The following is a 15,548-nucleotide window of genomic DNA, read 5'->3' as shown; positions in this document are numbered from 1 at the left end:
AAGTATGGCAATATTAAATCAATAGATAATAAGGTATTGAACTAATAAGAACAAAAAACTATAATATTTAAATGCGGTATAGCTTTTAAAACAGAAAGGATGAAGAAAATTGAAATATATAATAGGAGCGGTAGTGGGAGCCATTATAGGGTATATAACTAATTGGTTAGCTATAAAAATGCTATTTAAACCCTACAGTGAGAAAAGGTTTTTAGGTTTAAAGATACCCTTTACTCCAGGGTTAATACCAAAGGAGCAGAAAAGAATAGCTAAAAGTGTAGGAGAAGCTATAGGAGAACATCTTTTAACCACTGAAACTATAACTAATGCTTTATCAAATGATTTGATGAAAAATCATATTAGAAAATGGATAAGTGAAAAGTTAAATGCTCTTTCAAATAAAACTAACAGTATTAGAGAAATTATGAGTGAAGCGCTAAAAGATTCCTATGAGAGCTTTAGAAACAAACTTGTAAAATATATAAATTCCATGATTATATCAAAGATAAGAAGCGAGGAAGTAATAAAATCTGCTTCTAAACTTTTAATGGAAAATGTAAATTTTTTATTAAATAAAAATAATGGAGAAATCATAGAATATATACAATCTTCTCAAATAAATTCCAAGATTGAAGAATCTATATTAAATTTTAAAGAAGAAAAAGAATTTGAAGCATTAACCTTAAATCTAATTAAACAAAATGCAGAGAATATCTTTAAAAGCGACAAAACCTTATTCGAAGTGATTCCCGGAGGCTTGTACAATGCTTTAAAGGTATACATATACAATTCAAGGTATGATATAGCTTCAGATTTAGAAAATATGCTAAAACAGCCTAAGATTCAGGAGCAAATAAGGATGTTTTTAGAAGATGCCTTAAGCAGTAATTTTAATCCCCTTATAGCTAAATTTATCAGTGTAGACATGCTTCTTGGAAAACTTACTGGATATGTAGGTGATTATCTACAAAAAGATGAAGGGGTACAAAATATTTCAATACTCATTATAAGTGTTTTAGATAGGATATCCAGTAAGAAGGTTGAAGAAATCATTAAAGGAGTACCAGAAAACAGCATAGAGGAAGTTTACTCATACCTAAGTGATTTTATTAAAGAGAAAATAGTAAGTGAAGAATTTGTAAAAGAGTGTTTATCTCTAATAGGCAAGAATATAGGAGATATGGGGACCTTAGAAGATACTCTAAATAAATTTTCAGATAATTGGAGAAATCGCTTGGAGTCCTATGTATATACTACCTTAGAATCTCTTGTAAACTCTGAAGAATTAGAGGGAAATATAAATGTTTTTGTAGATAAAAGTATAAATAACCTTGAAGGGATGCAGATAAAAACATTCTTTGAAAAGGATAAAGAAAAGCTAGAAAATGTAAGTTTTGACATTATATATTCTGGCGTAAATAAGTTTATAGAAAAAGAGGCACCAGAGATTATTAAGGTTATTAATATACCTAAAATAGTAGAAGAGCAAGTTAATTCTTTTGAAGTAGATTATGCAGAAAAGATAATCCTAGATATAGCCCATAAGGAGCTTAGTGCCATTACTTGGCTGGGAGCTTTATTAGGAGGTATTTTAGGAGTGCTTTCTCCTATTTTATCAAGTATATATTAAAAAAACTAAGAGGCTGTAGGGCAATGCCCTACAGCCTCTAAAACTTTTCCTGCAAAAATTACTTTATAGTAAAGCTTATTCAGCTTTAGTTACATTTATAGCTTGCTCGCCTTTGGAGCCTTCAGTAACTTCGAATTTAACAGGATCTCCTTCGTTAAGGGATTTGAAACCGTCTCCCTCAATACCTGAGTAATGAACGAATATGTCCTTGCCCTCTTCTGTGGTAATGAATCCATATCCCTTTTGGGCATTGAACCATTTTACTTTTCCTAACATTTAAATACCTCCATATAACTGTAAAAATTACTTTCCATCTATATTCTACCTCAAATTCCACTAAATATTCACCCCTTTAAGAAAAATAAACAATAATTTTAAAAAGTGTTCACAACTTTAACTTTCCAAAGAAAATGTATATGATATAATATGAATATTAAATTTCAGGGAAATGTAACTTTATGAGGTGATTTATCCAATGAAAGAAGATAGTATATTAATATTTGATTCTCATGCCCATTATGATGATGAAGCTTTTCATGAGGATAGGGATTCATTGTTACCTAACTTAAAAGAAAAAGGTATAGTGGGAATATTAAATTGTGGTTCAACCCTTCAAGGAGCTAGAACCTCTTATAACTTAGCAAAAAAGTATGATTTTGTATATGCTGCTGTAGGTATTCATCCTGAAGAGGCCTATGAACTCAATGAAGAATCCCTTAATGAAATAAAGAATATGGCTAAAAATCATAAGGTTAAAGCTATAGGAGAAATAGGACTTGACTACTATTGGGAAGAAAATCCACCCAAGGAAGTTCAAAAAAAGGTATTCAGAACCCAAATGCAATTAGCTGAAGAATTAGGCCTTCCTGTAGTAATTCATGATAGGGATGCCCATGGAGATACTTTAGAAATTATAAAGGAGTTTCCTAAGGTAAAGGGTGTTCTTCACTGCTTTTCTGGCAGCCCTGAATTTGCAATGGAATGTATAAAGCTTGGTTATTATATAGGTTTTACTGGAGTAGTTACTTTTAAGAATGCTAAAAAAATAGTGGAAACAGCTAAAATAGTACCTTTAGATAGAATACTTGTAGAGACAGATGCACCTTATATGGCACCTGTTCCTAACCGAGGAAAAAGAAATCAATCAGATTTTATACTTCAGATTATAGAAAAAATTTCTGAAATAAAAGGTATGTCTCCTAAGGAAATCAGCGTTATTACCATAGAAAATAGTAAAAGGTTGCTTAACTTATAATTTTACTATAAAACGTTACATATATTTCCAAAATATGAATAATATTTAAAAAATAGGGCATGATTAATAGATGTATTTCTCTACTTTAGATTAGGTACAGGAATAAATTAAGGGAATATATTATATATTATTATAAGCTAGGACTATTGTGAGTAACCCCCTTTGTATAGTAAAGACTGTGCTTCGTTATCATATTATATTTTTAGACATTTTTTTATGCACGTTGCTGCATTTTATACAGTCTAATTCAAATGCGAGAGTGAAAATTTGACAAACTTGTCCAGTGTGATATATAATTCAATGGTCACTCTTGCCAAAGGGAGGTAGTTTAGTGGAAAAATTGAAAATATACTTCAAAAAGTATCTTTTCAACGGTCCTAAGGCAACATTTATTTTAGCATTAGTCGCAGTAACATTAGTACTTCTTATTTATAACATGAGAAAAACTATAGCAGTAAACATAGACGGAGAAGAAAAAACCATAGTAACATATAAAAGGACTGTTGCAGGGGCGTTACAAGATAACGGAATAGTTTTAGGCCCTAAGGATAAAATACAACCGGGAATTGAAGCGGAGCTGAAAGATAAAGAAAAAGTCTTTATTAAAAGAGCTGTGAATGTTTCCTTGGCTGTAGATGGTAAAGAACTAGATATTTTAGCTAACGAGGACAGTCTTAAAGATTTATTGCAAGCTGAAGGTATATCTTTACAAGAAGAAGATAAGATAGAACCTGCAGTAGACACACCTCTTAAAGAGGGAATGAAGGTAGTTATTACAAGAGTTAATACCCAATTTGTAAAAGCAAATGCACCCATTGACTTCGCCACCGAAGTAAAGAAAGATGATGAACTGGAAAAAGGTAACAGTAAAGTTCTACAGGAAGGTGTTCCTGGTGAAAAGGAAATAACCACAAAGGTGGTTTATGAAAATGGCAGGGAGATAAGCAGAGATATAGTTGAAGAAAAAGTTGTTAAAGAACCTGTCACAAAGGTGGTATCAGAAGGTGCAATGACAGTGGTAGCTATGTCAAGAGGAGGGGTTCCCGTTAAGGTTAAACCTAATGGAGCTCCACTAGGAAGCAATGTATTGACAGTTAAAGCTACTGCATATTGGGCAGGAGATGACGGCGGTGCAAGAACCGCTACAGGGGTAAAGCCTGTAAGAATACCTGAAGGATGGAGTACCATAGCTGTAGATCCAAGGATTATTCCACTTGGTACAAGAGTTTTTGTTGAGGGTTATGGTTATGCCATTGCTCAGGATACAGGAGGAGCTATTAAAGGAAATAGAATTGATGTTTTCTTAAATAGTCACAGTGAATGTTACTCATGGGGAGTAAGAACCGTAAAGGTGCATATTCTTGCAAAATAACTTGATAATAGAGGCAGCAGATATTGCTGCCTCTATTATATTTTTACGGTACCTTAAGCTTAAATATTGACAAATACTTAAAAATAAGTTTAAAGTATATAAAGATTGGAAAGCATGAACAGATATAATATTCATTTAGTGTTGAAAGGAAGTAGTGCTACTTTGATAAAAGAAGTTATTGTAGTGGAAGGAAGAGATGATGTCACAGCGGTAAAGAGAGCGATAGATGCTGAGTGTATAGCTGTGGGCGGTTTTGGTATTAATGCCAAGGTCATAGAACGCATTAAAGAGGCTCAAAATAGAAAGGGTGTTATAGTGCTTACAGACCCTGATTTTGCAGGGGAAAAGATAAGAAGGATAATATCTAAGAGGGTACCAGGTATAAAGCATGCTTATATAACTCAAAAAGAAGGAAAAAAAGAAGATGACATCGGAGTGGAAAATGCTTGCCCGGAAGCTATATTAAGAGCACTAGAAAATGCAAAGATTACTTTAGAAGAAAAGAGAGAAACTTTCACCCTTCAGGACCTAGTTTTTTTAAAGTTGTCTGGGGATAATAATGCTAAAGAAAGAAGAGATTTTTTAGGAAGAGAGTTAGGCATAGGCTGCTGTAATTCTAGGCAGTTTCTTTCCAGATTAAATAATTATGGAATAACCAAAGAAGAGTTTTCTAAGGCACTTGAAAAACTAAACTATGAAAGTAAAGGTGAATAGCTTATGGATATAAACACTGTAGAATTAGTAAAAAAACATAATTTTCGTTTTAGTAAGAGCTTAGGACAGAACTTTCTTGTAGACCAGTCAGTGTTAAATGACATAGTACAAGGAGCAGAAATAAGTGAAGAGGATCACGTTATAGAAATTGGCCCAGGAGTGGGAACATTAACTAAAGAGCTTCTGAAGAAAGCAAAAAAAGTTACTGCTATAGAATTGGACTCGGATCTTATACCTATACTTACAGAGGAGCTTGGACAAGATGAAAAATTTACTTTAATACATAAAGATGCTTTAAAAGTAGATTTTAACGAGCTTATAACTGAAGGTGAAAGTGTAAAGCTAGTAGCAAATTTACCTTACTATGTTACAACTCCTATTATTGCCACATTGCTTAATGAAGGCTATGATTTTAAATCTTTAACTATAATGATACAAAAAGAAGTTGCTGAAAGGATAAATGCTAATCCTAGCACTAAAGAATACGGTGCACTTTCATTATTAGTTCAGTATTATTGTAATAGTGAAGTAATTAGAAAAGTAGCTCCAAGTTCTTTCATGCCACGTCCTAAGGTGGATTCCATAGTAATAAGATTAGATAAGCTTCCAAAGCCAAAAGTACAGGTAAAGGATGAAAAACTATTTTTCAGGGTAATAAGAGAGTCTTTTAATATGAGGAGAAAGACCTTATCTAATGCTCTAAAAAGTTTAAAGTTACCTAAGGAAGTTTTAGATAACGCTTTTGAAAATAGCAATATAGATTCTAGAAGAAGGGGAGAAACACTTTCTATAGAAGAATTTGCTGTCTTATCCAACCATATTTATGAAGGAATAAAATTAATATAGATTATGTTATAATTAACAAAAGGGAGGTGTTAATTTGAAAAACATAAAGCTTGTAATATTTGATATGGATGGACTTATGTTTGATACTGAAAGACTAGCTGTAGATTCATGGGTAAGCATAGGTAAAGAAAGAGGTTTTGATATTAAAAAGGAATACATATTAGAAACCATAGGTCTTAATGACTTGGATAGTGCGGTAGTATTAAAAAAGCATATGGGACAGGATTTCCCTTATGAGAAAATCAATGAATATTGGCATACACATTTAGCCAACCTTTTAGAACAAGGGAAGGTTCCTGAAAAACAAGGGCTAAAAGAATTACTAGACTACATAGATGAAAAAGGGTTTAAAAAAGCTGTGGCTACTTCTACTGCTAGAGCCAGAGCGGAAAGGCTTTTATCTAATGCAGAGGTACTTCACAGATTTGATACCATTATATGTGGTGATGAAATTAAAAATGGAAAACCTGAACCGGAAATATTCCTGACAGCTTGTTCTAAATTAAATATATCTCCAAAAGATGCTATCGTTCTTGAAGATTCAGAGATGGGATTATTAGCAGCTAGCAGAGCTGGCATAAGATGCGTTTTAATTCCTGACTTGAAACAGCCCTCTAAGGAAAATGAAGCTTTAGCTTATGCTAAGGTAAAGAGCCTTCTTGAGGTTATGGATATTAAATTTTAGATGTAAATAAAAGTTATAGATCATGAAAAGGTAAAATAATTTCTTATTAAAAAACTAGTTGATTATATTTCAACTAGTTTTTTGTTTATAAGGGCCAAGATTTTTTTATTAAAGCTTCTTGCTGAAATAAAATTTAGTCTTTTTTATTTTAGTAGTTCATATAATATATAGAATAAATATATGTGGAGGGACTATAACTTGGCACACAGTAAGTTGTATAGAAACTTTTTGATACTAAAAGAAGATGGGAAAGGATATTCAGTGTCCTCTGACAAGCCTCTGTCCGGCTATGCGAAAATCGAAGGTAAGGGCGATAAATGCAAAATAACCTTTTATGCACAAAATATAAAAAAGGATAGTTATCATATGATACTTATGTGTTTTAAAAAAGGAATGAAGCAAAATATCAACCTTGGTGCCATGAACATAAACGAGCAGGGAAGAGCAGAAATCAGCAATGAATATAGTATGAATAATATAGCTAACACAGGAGCTCAATTAGATAATATTTCAGGAGCTGCTATTGTAAAGGTTATGGGAAGTAGTTTCACTGTTATTATGTGTGGATTTATGTCAGGAGAAAAAGCACCTGAAGATTGGAGTAAAATCAACATTACAAATATTCAGCCTCAAGAAAATATGCCAAAAGAGATTAAACGTGAAGAGGATACTCCGAAAGAAATTAAACCTGAAGAAAATATACCTAAAGAGGATATACGTGTAGAAAGTATGGCTAAAAAAGATACTACTGAAGACATTATTCCACCATCCACCCAGGCATCTAAGTTAAATGACATACCAGAAAAGGAGAAAAGTGTGGAAAGAATTGAAGAGAAAACTAGAGTGATAGAAAATACTAATGTGGATAATTCCGAAGTATTATCTATTCCTAAAGAATACATGCCAGGAGAAAATAATACTTATGCAAATATAATTCCTAGGGAAGAATTAGAGAAAATAGACGAGAGGTTTACACAAAGAGAAGATAATAGTAAAAACGAAGAAAATGAATTTGATAAATATGAAAAAATAATTGAAGCAAGCAAGATTGTACTTGAGGAAAGTAAGTCAGCTCAAAATATAAAGAGTAAAAATAAAGAAAACAATAACATAAAATTAGATGATAAAAATAGAGATAATGAAGAAGAGGATTTTATACTTAGGGGAAGCGTAGCAGATTTCTTTGAGGCTGCAGCAGAAGGCTTTGAACCTATGAGAGGAATATGCAAGGAAGTTAAGTACTGTAAGTGGTATAAGGTGAAGGTGGATAATTTAGATACCTTATGCAATATATCAAATTACAATAAATATACCATAGCTTATTATCCCATGATGAATTATTATCCCTATATTAAAAAATATGGACACTATCTCTTAGGATATAAGTGCGACCCTTCTGGGAAAATGAAATATTTAGTATATGGCATACCAGGGAAAAAGGATAAAGCAGATCAGCCCTATGGAGGTAAATCAGGTTTTGTAACTTGGGTACCTTCAGAGGATAAAGATAAAGATATGGGGTTCTGGTTGATGTTCTTTGATTTTAAAAACTCCGTTATTGTTGTGCCAATGAAATAATAAAAGTGGTAGTGCAGAGATTTAAAAGGTACTGCACTACTATTTATTTAAATATTCACTTACTTAAAAAAGGAGGTGCTGTAGATGAAAATAAAAATTAATAGAAAACAGTTGGGGATAACCTTAATACTATTGGGACTAATGGCAGTGTTATTTTCTTCTCAAAAAGTATTTGAAGATAAGTTTAAAAAAGCTGCACTCCTAAATACGGATATGAGCGTCATGAAACCCATAAATGGTGTGGAAGGTAAAATAAATTATAAGCTTCCTGAAAATTGGGAGGTTAAAGAAAAAAAGTATCCTGATGATTCTATTATTTACTATAATGAATATAAATCAAAAGACAGTCATATAAATGGATTCATGTCTATGATAAAGGCAAATGGAGATATTAAAAAGTTAATTGAAAATGATAAAAAGCTTTCTGAGTCTATATATAATATAAAGGACTATGCCAGCTATGCTATAAATTTAAATAAGAAAGAAATATATAGAGTACAGTATGAATTTAATTCTAAAGCATCAGAGCAGTACGTGGCACAGGAATATTACATTAAGTATGATGACGTTTTTGTTAAATTTGCATTTTACGTGGTAAAAGACAAATACAAAGAAAATATGATAGTTGCCTTCAACACCATTGTTGAAAGCTTCAATAGACAACCATAATAAATAATGCCTGAGGTTGATTAATATTTTTCTAAGTATTATAATTTAAGAGTGTTTATTAAAGAGAAGCTTAAGCTTCTCTTTTTTGTCAGGTGCCTGGCACGTGACAAATGACAAGTTCAATTAATAAGGAAAATTTATGTAAGGTGGAGAAGGCTATGAAACCAATATTATTTACGCTTTTTGGATTAACTATATATGGCTATGGACTTATGATAGCTATAGGAATTATTTCAGGTATTTTACTCTTAAGCTATAGAGCAAAAGAAAAGGGATATAACGAAGATAATATATTAAACATGGCTATATTTGCAGTTATTGGAGGCATACTTGGGGGAAAGATACTTTATTTAATTACAGATTATAAAGTTATCGCTGAGGATCCTTCTATAATAATAAAAAACTTTGGAGAAGGTTTTGTGGTATATGGTTCCATTATAGGTGGAGTTATAGCCGTTTATATCTATTGCAAAAATAAAAAATGGCATCTATGGTCTATAGTTGATTTAGTTATACCCAGTGTAGCGCTTGGTCAAGCTTTTGGAAGAATAGGATGTTTCTTGGCAGGGTGTTGCTATGGGGCTGCTACTAATTTACCTATAGGGGTAGAATTTTCAAATTCCCCTTTTGCACCATCCGGGGTTCATCTTCATCCTACACAACTATACTCTTCAGCTTTTAATTTTCTTTTGACATTTTTCCTTTTGTGGTATGATAAAAAGAAGAAAAGAGAAGGTAGTACTTTTGGCCTATATCTAATTGTATACAGTATAGGAAGATTCTTTGTGGAATTTATCAGAGATGACCCAAGAGGAAATGTAGGTATTCTTTCCACTTCTCAATTTATTGCTATAATTACACTAATATTAGGTTTACTAATATTTTATTTTCAGAGAAATAAGGGGAGAGTAAATAACATTGAAGAAAAATAAATTGCTGTTATTATCTATATTGTTATTAACCTTTTTATTTAGCGGTTGTAACTACATAGATAATATGAAAGTTAAATTAAAAATGAAGAATCAAGACTTTGAATATATAAAGCAGGGGAAAGTGGAAAAGATAGTAATTCAAAGCACTAGAGATAATGGTTTTAGATTTGTGGTAACGGATAAAAGTACCATTAGAGATCTTTATGGCCTTTTGTCTACAGGAAAAGAAGCCACAGAAAATTCTAATCTTTCACCGGATTATATCTTTGAGTTTCAGGAATCAGCAGATAAGATTCATAAGTTTAACTATGTAGCTGGATTAAATAAAAAAGGCGTTGGAAACTTTTATGACGGTGAAAAGTCTTATAGCGTTAATAAAAGACTAGATAATGATATTATTAGAAATATGTATTCCCTTAGAAGACCTAAGGATTTTAGTGATATATATTATGCTTCTATATTAAAATTTTTATCAAGCTACGGTAAAAATATAAATTCAGATGGTTCTAAGTCCCTGGGTATTAATATTAAAGATGATATAGAGTGTGCAAAGTACGTACTCTCTGTAGAATTAGAAGATTTTAAATATAATCTTAATAGTACTATAAAAAATGCTAAGCTTGTAGATAATAACAAAGAAGATTTTGATATATTGGTTTCAATGAAAACTCAGGGCTATAAAACTACGGTTTATAAGAGTATAATAACATTGTACAACAAAAGTGAAGGTACTGAACTCAAATATTATGTCCTTGGAAATTATGAAAATCGAGAATGGACTATATTAATATCTGAGTCAAGACCTGAAAAATGGTAAACATAGAGGTGATTTAATGGGTAATTGTTCAACCTGTCCTTCTAGTTCTAAATGTTCCATACAAAACAAGGACAAATGCGGTAAAATGTTGCCTAAGTATGGCAGCATTAAAAATATAATAGGTGTTATCAGCGGTAAAGGTGGAGTAGGAAAATCTACAGTTACTGGAATAATTGCATCAAAGCTTGCTAAAGCAGGTTATAAGGTAGGAGTATTGGATGCGGACGTAACAGGTCCTTCCATGCCTAGGTTTTTTGGAATTAATCATGAAAGAGCAGAAATCGTACCTCTAGATGAGAAAGGAACTGAATATAGATTTGTACCTGTTACTTCTCAGTTAGGTATAAAAGTAATTTCCATGAATCTTCTAACTCAAGTAGAAGATCAGCCAGTTATATGGAGAGGACCGGTTATTAACGGAGTGCTTAATCAAATGTACTCTGACACTGAATGGGGAGAAATAGACTATCTTTTAGTAGATATGCCTCCAGGTACAGGAGATATAGCATTAACAGTAATGCAAAATTTTCCTCTTAATAGTGTAGTTATAGTTTCAACTCCTCAAGATATGGTATCTATGATAGTTAAGAAAGTTGTAACTATGGCTCAAAAGCTATCTATACCTATAAAAGGTGTGGTGGAAAATATGGCTTATATAAGATGTGGAAATTGTGGAGATAAGATGAGAGTATTTAGCAAGAAATCTGCAGAAGAACATGCTGCTTATCTTGAATTACCACTTTTAGCTGAGCTTCCTATTAATTTAGATTTGGCTGAAGCTTTAGAAGAAGGAGAAACCGAAAGCTATGCAGCTCTTAATACTGATTATGATACTTTGGCATCCAGCGTTTTAAGGTAAGCTTTGAATAATTAAAATGCCTTAGAGTTATAATAAATATGTTAATACGAAAGGAGGATTATGTATGAAAGCTTTTGTTGATAAGGATACATGCATTGGTTGTGGACTTTGCCCATCTATTTCCCCTGAGGTTTTTGACATGCAAGAAGACGGTAAGGCAGGTGTTATAGTGGATGAAGTTCCAGCAGGGAGCGAAGATTCCGCTAAAGAAGCAGAAGAGAATTGTCCTGTAAATGCTATAAAAGTAGAGTAGTATGATAGTCATAGTAGTATTTAGATAATTGATATTGACAAGTTATTAAGAGATATATATAATTTAAAACTGTAAGTGAATATAATATTTTGAGGTAGAGGTGCGGTCTTTATTAGTACTTTCGCAGAGGTAAGCACAATGAAGCGAAGGAAAAGGAAAGGTCGTCGGAGCATGCAGCTAATGCTTTATGGCTGTAGGGCTGGTTCTGTATAGAATATGTACAGTAACTGTCACAAATGCGTAATTTGTGGAGAGCTATCTAGATATGTGTGAAAATGCAGACTCTGGTTTAAAGCTCCAGAGTCTTTTTATTATTTTATAAATGTTCTCTTTAGGCCTCTTGTATATTCACTAAAAATAACAAGGGGGATACTCATGAAAAAGAAAAAATTATTAATTCCATTTTTAGCTATTACTTTTATATTTTTATTTCAAGTTACTGCTTATGCTTCCACAGCTCAAGAGCTAGCTAAGGCGAATGCAGAAAGGCTGGGTATATTTACATTGATTCCACCGCTAATAGCAATAGTTCTAGCCTTTATAACAAAAAATGTTATTATATCTTTGTTTGTAGGAGTACTTAGCGGTTCACTTCTAATTCAAATTCAAGGTAATAATTTATTTTATGCGTTATTTAAATCCTTTTTAGACTTTGTCCAGAGAATTCTTGCTTCTTTATCAGATCCTTGGAATGCGGGTATTATACTTCAATGCCTTACAATTGGAGGAGTTATAGCCCTTATAACAAAGATGGGAGGAGCAAAAGCTATAGCAGAATCCCTTGCTAAAAAGGCAAAGACTCCTGTAAGTGCTCAATTAATAACTTGGCTTTTAGGTCTTATAGTATTTTTTGATGATTATGCAAATTCATTGATAGTAGGACCTATAATGAGACCAGTTACAGATAAAATGAAGATTTCAAGAGAAAGATTATCCTTTATAATAGATGCTACTGCAGCGCCAGTGGCGGGTATAGCTCTTATATCTACTTGGATAGGCTATGAACTAAGCCTAATAAAAGATGCCTTTTCTTCAAGTTTGGGACAAGATGTTGATGCCTTTGGTCTATTTATACAAACTATACCTTATAGATTTTATAATATATTAATACTTTTATTTATTGTAATAACAGCAGTAATGATGAAAGAATTTGGCCCTATGTACCATGCAGAAAGAAGAGCTAGGACTACAGGAAAGGTTCTAAGAGATGGAGCTCAGCCCATGGTATCTGAGGAAGCTACCAACATAGAAGCTAAGGAAGGCATAAAGTTATCCATTTGGAATGCCATAATACCTATAGGAGTACTTATAATAGGCGCTTTTGCGGGATTTTATTATAACGGTTATACAAATATAATGGGTGGAGAAGATGAAGCATTAAAGGCTTTATTTGCCTCAGCGCCTTATTCCTTCAAAGCTGTGCAACAAACCTTTAGTAATTCAGATGCTTCCCTAGTTTTATTTCAATCTGCACTTTTAGCTAGCATAGTTGCTATTATAATGGCTGTAGGAAAGAAAATACTTACCTTAAGTGAAGCTATTGATACTTGGATATCTGGAATGAAATCTTTGGTTATCACTGGAGCAATATTACTTCTAGCATGGTCCTTAAGTGGAGTTATTAAAGACTTAGGTACTGCAAACTATTTAGTTTCAATACTTCAGTATTCATTGCCTCCATTTTTACTTCCAACATTGATTTTTATTTTAGGATCCGTAATATCCTTTGCTACAGGTACCTCATATGGAACCATGGGAATACTTATGCCACTAACTATTCCTTTAGCTCATGCTATATCACCAGATATGAATTATATTATAATGTCTGCAGGAGCAGTGCTTACAGGGGCAATTTTTGGAGATCATTGTTCACCTATATCAGATACTACTATTTTATCTTCCATGGGAGCAGCTTGTGATCATCTAGATCATACTAAGACACAGATATACTATGCATTATTCGTAGCAGCTATTACCATAGTGTTTGGATATATTCCAGTAGGATTTGGTCTATCAATAAAACTAGTTTTACCTGGGGCTATAGTAATTATGGCACTATTAGTATTTATAGTAGGAAAGCCCGTAGAAGATATTAATGCCAAAACTCAATATGAAAGTCATACAGGTTTAGAAGAAAAAGCTTTATAATCAATTTAAAGAAAATGAAAAGCATGTACATGGAAATTCCATGTACATGCTTTTACTTATAGAATATATACTTATAATGTTTATTCAAGCGTTTTAAGTACAGTTTATCAAGTACTAATTAGCTGGTGAAGCTATAGATCTTAACCTTTTTACAGGTAACAAAGCTACCACTAATACTGTTATTATCAATTCAGGAAGCAAGTAGCTACCGTTATAGATTATAGAGTAGATTAATGGGTTTTGATCTCCAGCAAAGCTAGCAAAAAATACTACCCCTGAAAGTAAGTGGCATACAAATCTTGCAAATATAGCAACAGTAGAACCTACATAATTATTTTTGAAGTAACCTGCAGTTCCTAAAAGCATAAAAGGAAGAGGGTAATCCAGTAGTACTTGTATAGGGTGCATTATATAAGGTCCGGTGATAAGATTTATAAGGCCATACACGAAACCGGTTAAAAATCCAACCTCAGGGCCATAAATAAATGTAAGAACTAGTATTGGAACCATGCTGCCTAAGGTAACACTGCCGCCCTGAGGCATCTTATAGACACTTATGGTGCCTAGCACTGTAGATAAGGCTATGGTTATAGCCATGAAAGCTAAAAGTCTGGTGTTAAATTTAATCTTTTTGGTTCTTAATAGAACAACTATAAGAACTATAACTGCAACTAAGGCTATTATAGTACCAGGACTTGAGAGTACTTTAGAAAGCTTCTGAGGCATGTCCTGAAACATCTTGCTTAGCTTTTGTAATGATTTAGATAAATTTAAAAACATATATAAAACCTCCTAATGGTGCGCTGAAGTTTTGAAAAATAAAAAACCACATCCCAATGGAATGTGGCCTATTAACGTAAATAACGCTTCCCTACGCTGGTACTATCCAGATCAGGTAAAAGGGTTAATGATTGCTCATTTCTCAGCCACAGGCACCCCTAGCACACCTTATTATATTATATGCACATTCTATCATTTATATTAGAAAAAATCAACTGTACTGTTATTAGTCATTCTGTCTCTAGAGGTGGAGCTTTGAAAAGAAGCATTATTGGAAAAGTGAATATCCACTTCGTCACCCACGGAAACATGTCTAGGAAGATTATTCACGGATATATCCATAGTGGTTCCATTTTCAAAGCTTATAAAGGCATCAGTCTTATTCATGTCTATAACTTTACCCTTCATTATAACCTTTCACTCCTTAGCATCTCTTTTCTCCAGAATTAAATACTAGAGATTATGAATTAGTATTTACAAAAATATTATAAATATGCAAAAAAAAGCTTACCCTTTAGTAAGGGAAAGCTTTTTACTGATAATTAAAATAATAATTCTAATTATACAAATCGCTATATATAATTTTAAAAACTTCTAAAGCTTCTTCAATCTTTATTTGCAGCAGTTCTTTTTTATTTTCCAGTTCTTCTTTTCCTTCTTCTGTTAAGAAGTATATTTTTTGAAATTTCTTTTTAGGATCATCCCATTCTCCAGAAATCCAATTTTGCTTTTCAAATTTTTTAAGGAGGGGATATATACCACCAGTGCTGGGTACCCACATGCCATTGGTTTTTTCACCTATTTTATGAGATATTTCATTACCGTTGGTAGGGCCTAAACTCAATATATACATTACATAAATAGGCAGAAGTCCTTTGGTAAAAACTTGACCTACAGCCTCTTTTTCCTTTTGAACTTTTTTTAAGGCAGCAAGTTTTAGTTTATACTCTTCATATAAGCGTTTCTCTTCAGCTTTTAAAGTTTCGTTATCTAAAAAGCCTTGGCTCATA

The 15,548-nt window shown here is 32.5% G+C and carries 17 protein-coding genes and 2 riboswitches; of the genes, 13 read left to right on the top strand and 4 right to left on the bottom strand.

All coding sequences use genetic code 11. The annotated features are described in order from the left end of the window. Nucleotides 1-109: 109 nt before the first annotated feature. Nucleotides 110-1,630 carry a DUF445 family protein gene (locus BUA82_RS04935; RefSeq protein WP_073005291.1) on the top strand — a complete coding sequence of 507 codons (1,521 nt, stop codon included), beginning with the start codon at nt 110-112 and terminating at the stop codon, nt 1,628-1,630. A 75-nt stretch (nt 1,631-1,705) separates the two neighbouring features. On the opposite strand, the gene BUA82_RS04930 is transcribed toward BUA82_RS04935, so the two are convergent. Next, nucleotides 1,706-1,906 (bottom strand): cold-shock protein, encoded by a 201-nt coding sequence (locus tag BUA82_RS04930; protein WP_073005289.1) that lies wholly within the window; start codon nt 1,904-1,906, stop codon nt 1,706-1,708. Between the two features lie 199 nt (nt 1,907-2,105). Here BUA82_RS04930 and BUA82_RS04925 point away from each other — a divergent pair, with 199 nt between their 5' ends. The 12 genes from BUA82_RS04925 to BUA82_RS04870 all read left to right on the top strand — a co-directional run bounded on the left by BUA82_RS04925 (nt 2,106) and on the right by BUA82_RS04870 (nt 13,758). Next, nucleotides 2,106-2,885, top strand: a complete 780-nt coding sequence (locus BUA82_RS04925) for a TatD family hydrolase (RefSeq protein ID WP_073005286.1) — start codon at nt 2,106-2,108, stop codon at nt 2,883-2,885. 331 nt (nt 2,886-3,216) lie between these two features. After that, nucleotides 3,217-4,257, top strand: coding sequence for a 3D domain-containing protein (locus BUA82_RS04920; RefSeq protein ID WP_073005284.1), 1,041 nt, complete (start codon nt 3,217-3,219; stop codon nt 4,255-4,257). Nucleotides 4,258-4,419: 162 nt separating this feature from the next. After that, nucleotides 4,420-4,971 (top strand): ribonuclease M5, encoded by a 552-nt coding sequence (gene rnmV, locus BUA82_RS04915; protein WP_073005282.1) that lies wholly within the window; start codon nt 4,420-4,422, stop codon nt 4,969-4,971. Nucleotides 4,972-4,974: 3 nt separating this feature from the next. Continuing rightward, the gene (rsmA, locus tag BUA82_RS04910) at nt 4,975-5,817 is read left to right on the top strand and encodes a 16S rRNA (adenine(1518)-N(6)/adenine(1519)-N(6))-dimethyltransferase RsmA (RefSeq protein ID WP_073005280.1); all 843 of its coding nucleotides are present in this window, start codon (nt 4,975-4,977) and stop codon (nt 5,815-5,817) included. Between the two features lie 34 nt (nt 5,818-5,851). Further along, nucleotides 5,852-6,502: an HAD family hydrolase gene (locus BUA82_RS04905; RefSeq protein WP_073005278.1), complete on the top strand. Its 651-nt coding sequence runs from the start codon at nt 5,852-5,854 to the stop codon at nt 6,500-6,502. 198 nt (nt 6,503-6,700) lie between these two features. Next, nucleotides 6,701-8,080 (top strand): DUF7922 domain-containing protein, encoded by a 1,380-nt coding sequence (locus tag BUA82_RS04900; protein ID WP_073005276.1) that lies wholly within the window; start codon nt 6,701-6,703, stop codon nt 8,078-8,080. Between the two features lie 84 nt (nt 8,081-8,164). Continuing rightward, entirely contained in the window at nt 8,165-8,749 is a 585-nt protein-coding gene (locus BUA82_RS04895) for a hypothetical protein (protein ID WP_073005274.1), read from the top strand. 158 nt (nt 8,750-8,907) lie between these two features. Beyond that, entirely contained in the window at nt 8,908-9,681 is a 774-nt protein-coding gene (locus BUA82_RS04890) for a prolipoprotein diacylglyceryl transferase (RefSeq protein WP_073005273.1), read from the top strand. After that, complete coding sequence (locus tag BUA82_RS04885) at nt 9,668-10,498, top strand: YhfM domain-containing protein (RefSeq protein ID WP_073005272.1); 831 nt, start codon at nt 9,668-9,670, stop codon at nt 10,496-10,498. Before BUA82_RS04890 ends, BUA82_RS04885 begins: the two co-directional genes overlap by 14 nt. Before the next feature lie 16 nt (nt 10,499-10,514). Next, nucleotides 10,515-11,357, top strand: coding sequence for an Mrp/NBP35 family ATP-binding protein (locus BUA82_RS04880; RefSeq protein WP_073005271.1), 843 nt, complete (start codon nt 10,515-10,517; stop codon nt 11,355-11,357). Nucleotides 11,358-11,421: 64 nt separating this feature from the next. Continuing rightward, nucleotides 11,422-11,610 carry a ferredoxin gene (locus BUA82_RS04875; RefSeq protein WP_073005270.1) on the top strand — a complete coding sequence of 63 codons (189 nt, stop codon included), beginning with the start codon at nt 11,422-11,424 and terminating at the stop codon, nt 11,608-11,610. 87 nt (nt 11,611-11,697) lie between these two features. Then, nucleotides 11,698-11,876, top strand: a riboswitch (Lysine riboswitch). 109 nt (nt 11,877-11,985) lie between these two features. Then, entirely contained in the window at nt 11,986-13,758 is a 1,773-nt protein-coding gene (locus BUA82_RS04870) for a Na+/H+ antiporter NhaC family protein (protein WP_073005269.1), read from the top strand. Nucleotides 13,759-13,872: 114 nt separating this feature from the next. Here BUA82_RS04870 and thiT read toward each other — a convergent pair whose 3' ends face one another. The 3 genes from thiT to BUA82_RS04855 form a co-directional block, all read right to left on the bottom strand. After that, on the bottom strand, nt 13,873-14,538 hold the full coding sequence (gene thiT, locus BUA82_RS04865) for an energy-coupled thiamine transporter ThiT (protein ID WP_242948924.1): 666 nt from the start codon (nt 14,536-14,538) through the stop codon (nt 13,873-13,875). A 71-nt stretch (nt 14,539-14,609) separates the two neighbouring features. After that, nucleotides 14,610-14,708: riboswitch (TPP riboswitch) on the bottom strand. Between the two features lie 31 nt (nt 14,709-14,739). Beyond that, nucleotides 14,740-14,946, bottom strand: a complete 207-nt coding sequence (locus BUA82_RS04860) for a hypothetical protein (RefSeq protein WP_073005268.1) — start codon at nt 14,944-14,946, stop codon at nt 14,740-14,742. 148 nt (nt 14,947-15,094) lie between these two features. Further along, nucleotides 15,095-15,547: a PadR family transcriptional regulator gene (locus tag BUA82_RS04855; RefSeq protein ID WP_073005267.1), complete on the bottom strand. Its 453-nt coding sequence runs from the start codon at nt 15,545-15,547 to the stop codon at nt 15,095-15,097. Nucleotide 15,548: the final 1 nt, after the last annotated feature.

The sequence above is a fragment of the Clostridium amylolyticum genome, assembly GCF_900142075.1.
GTDB classification, from domain to species: domain Bacteria; phylum Bacillota; class Clostridia; order Clostridiales; family Clostridiaceae; genus Clostridium_AA; species Clostridium_AA amylolyticum.
Note: the sequence above shows the minus strand (reverse complement) of the source record. Positions and strands in the feature narration are given on the sequence as shown.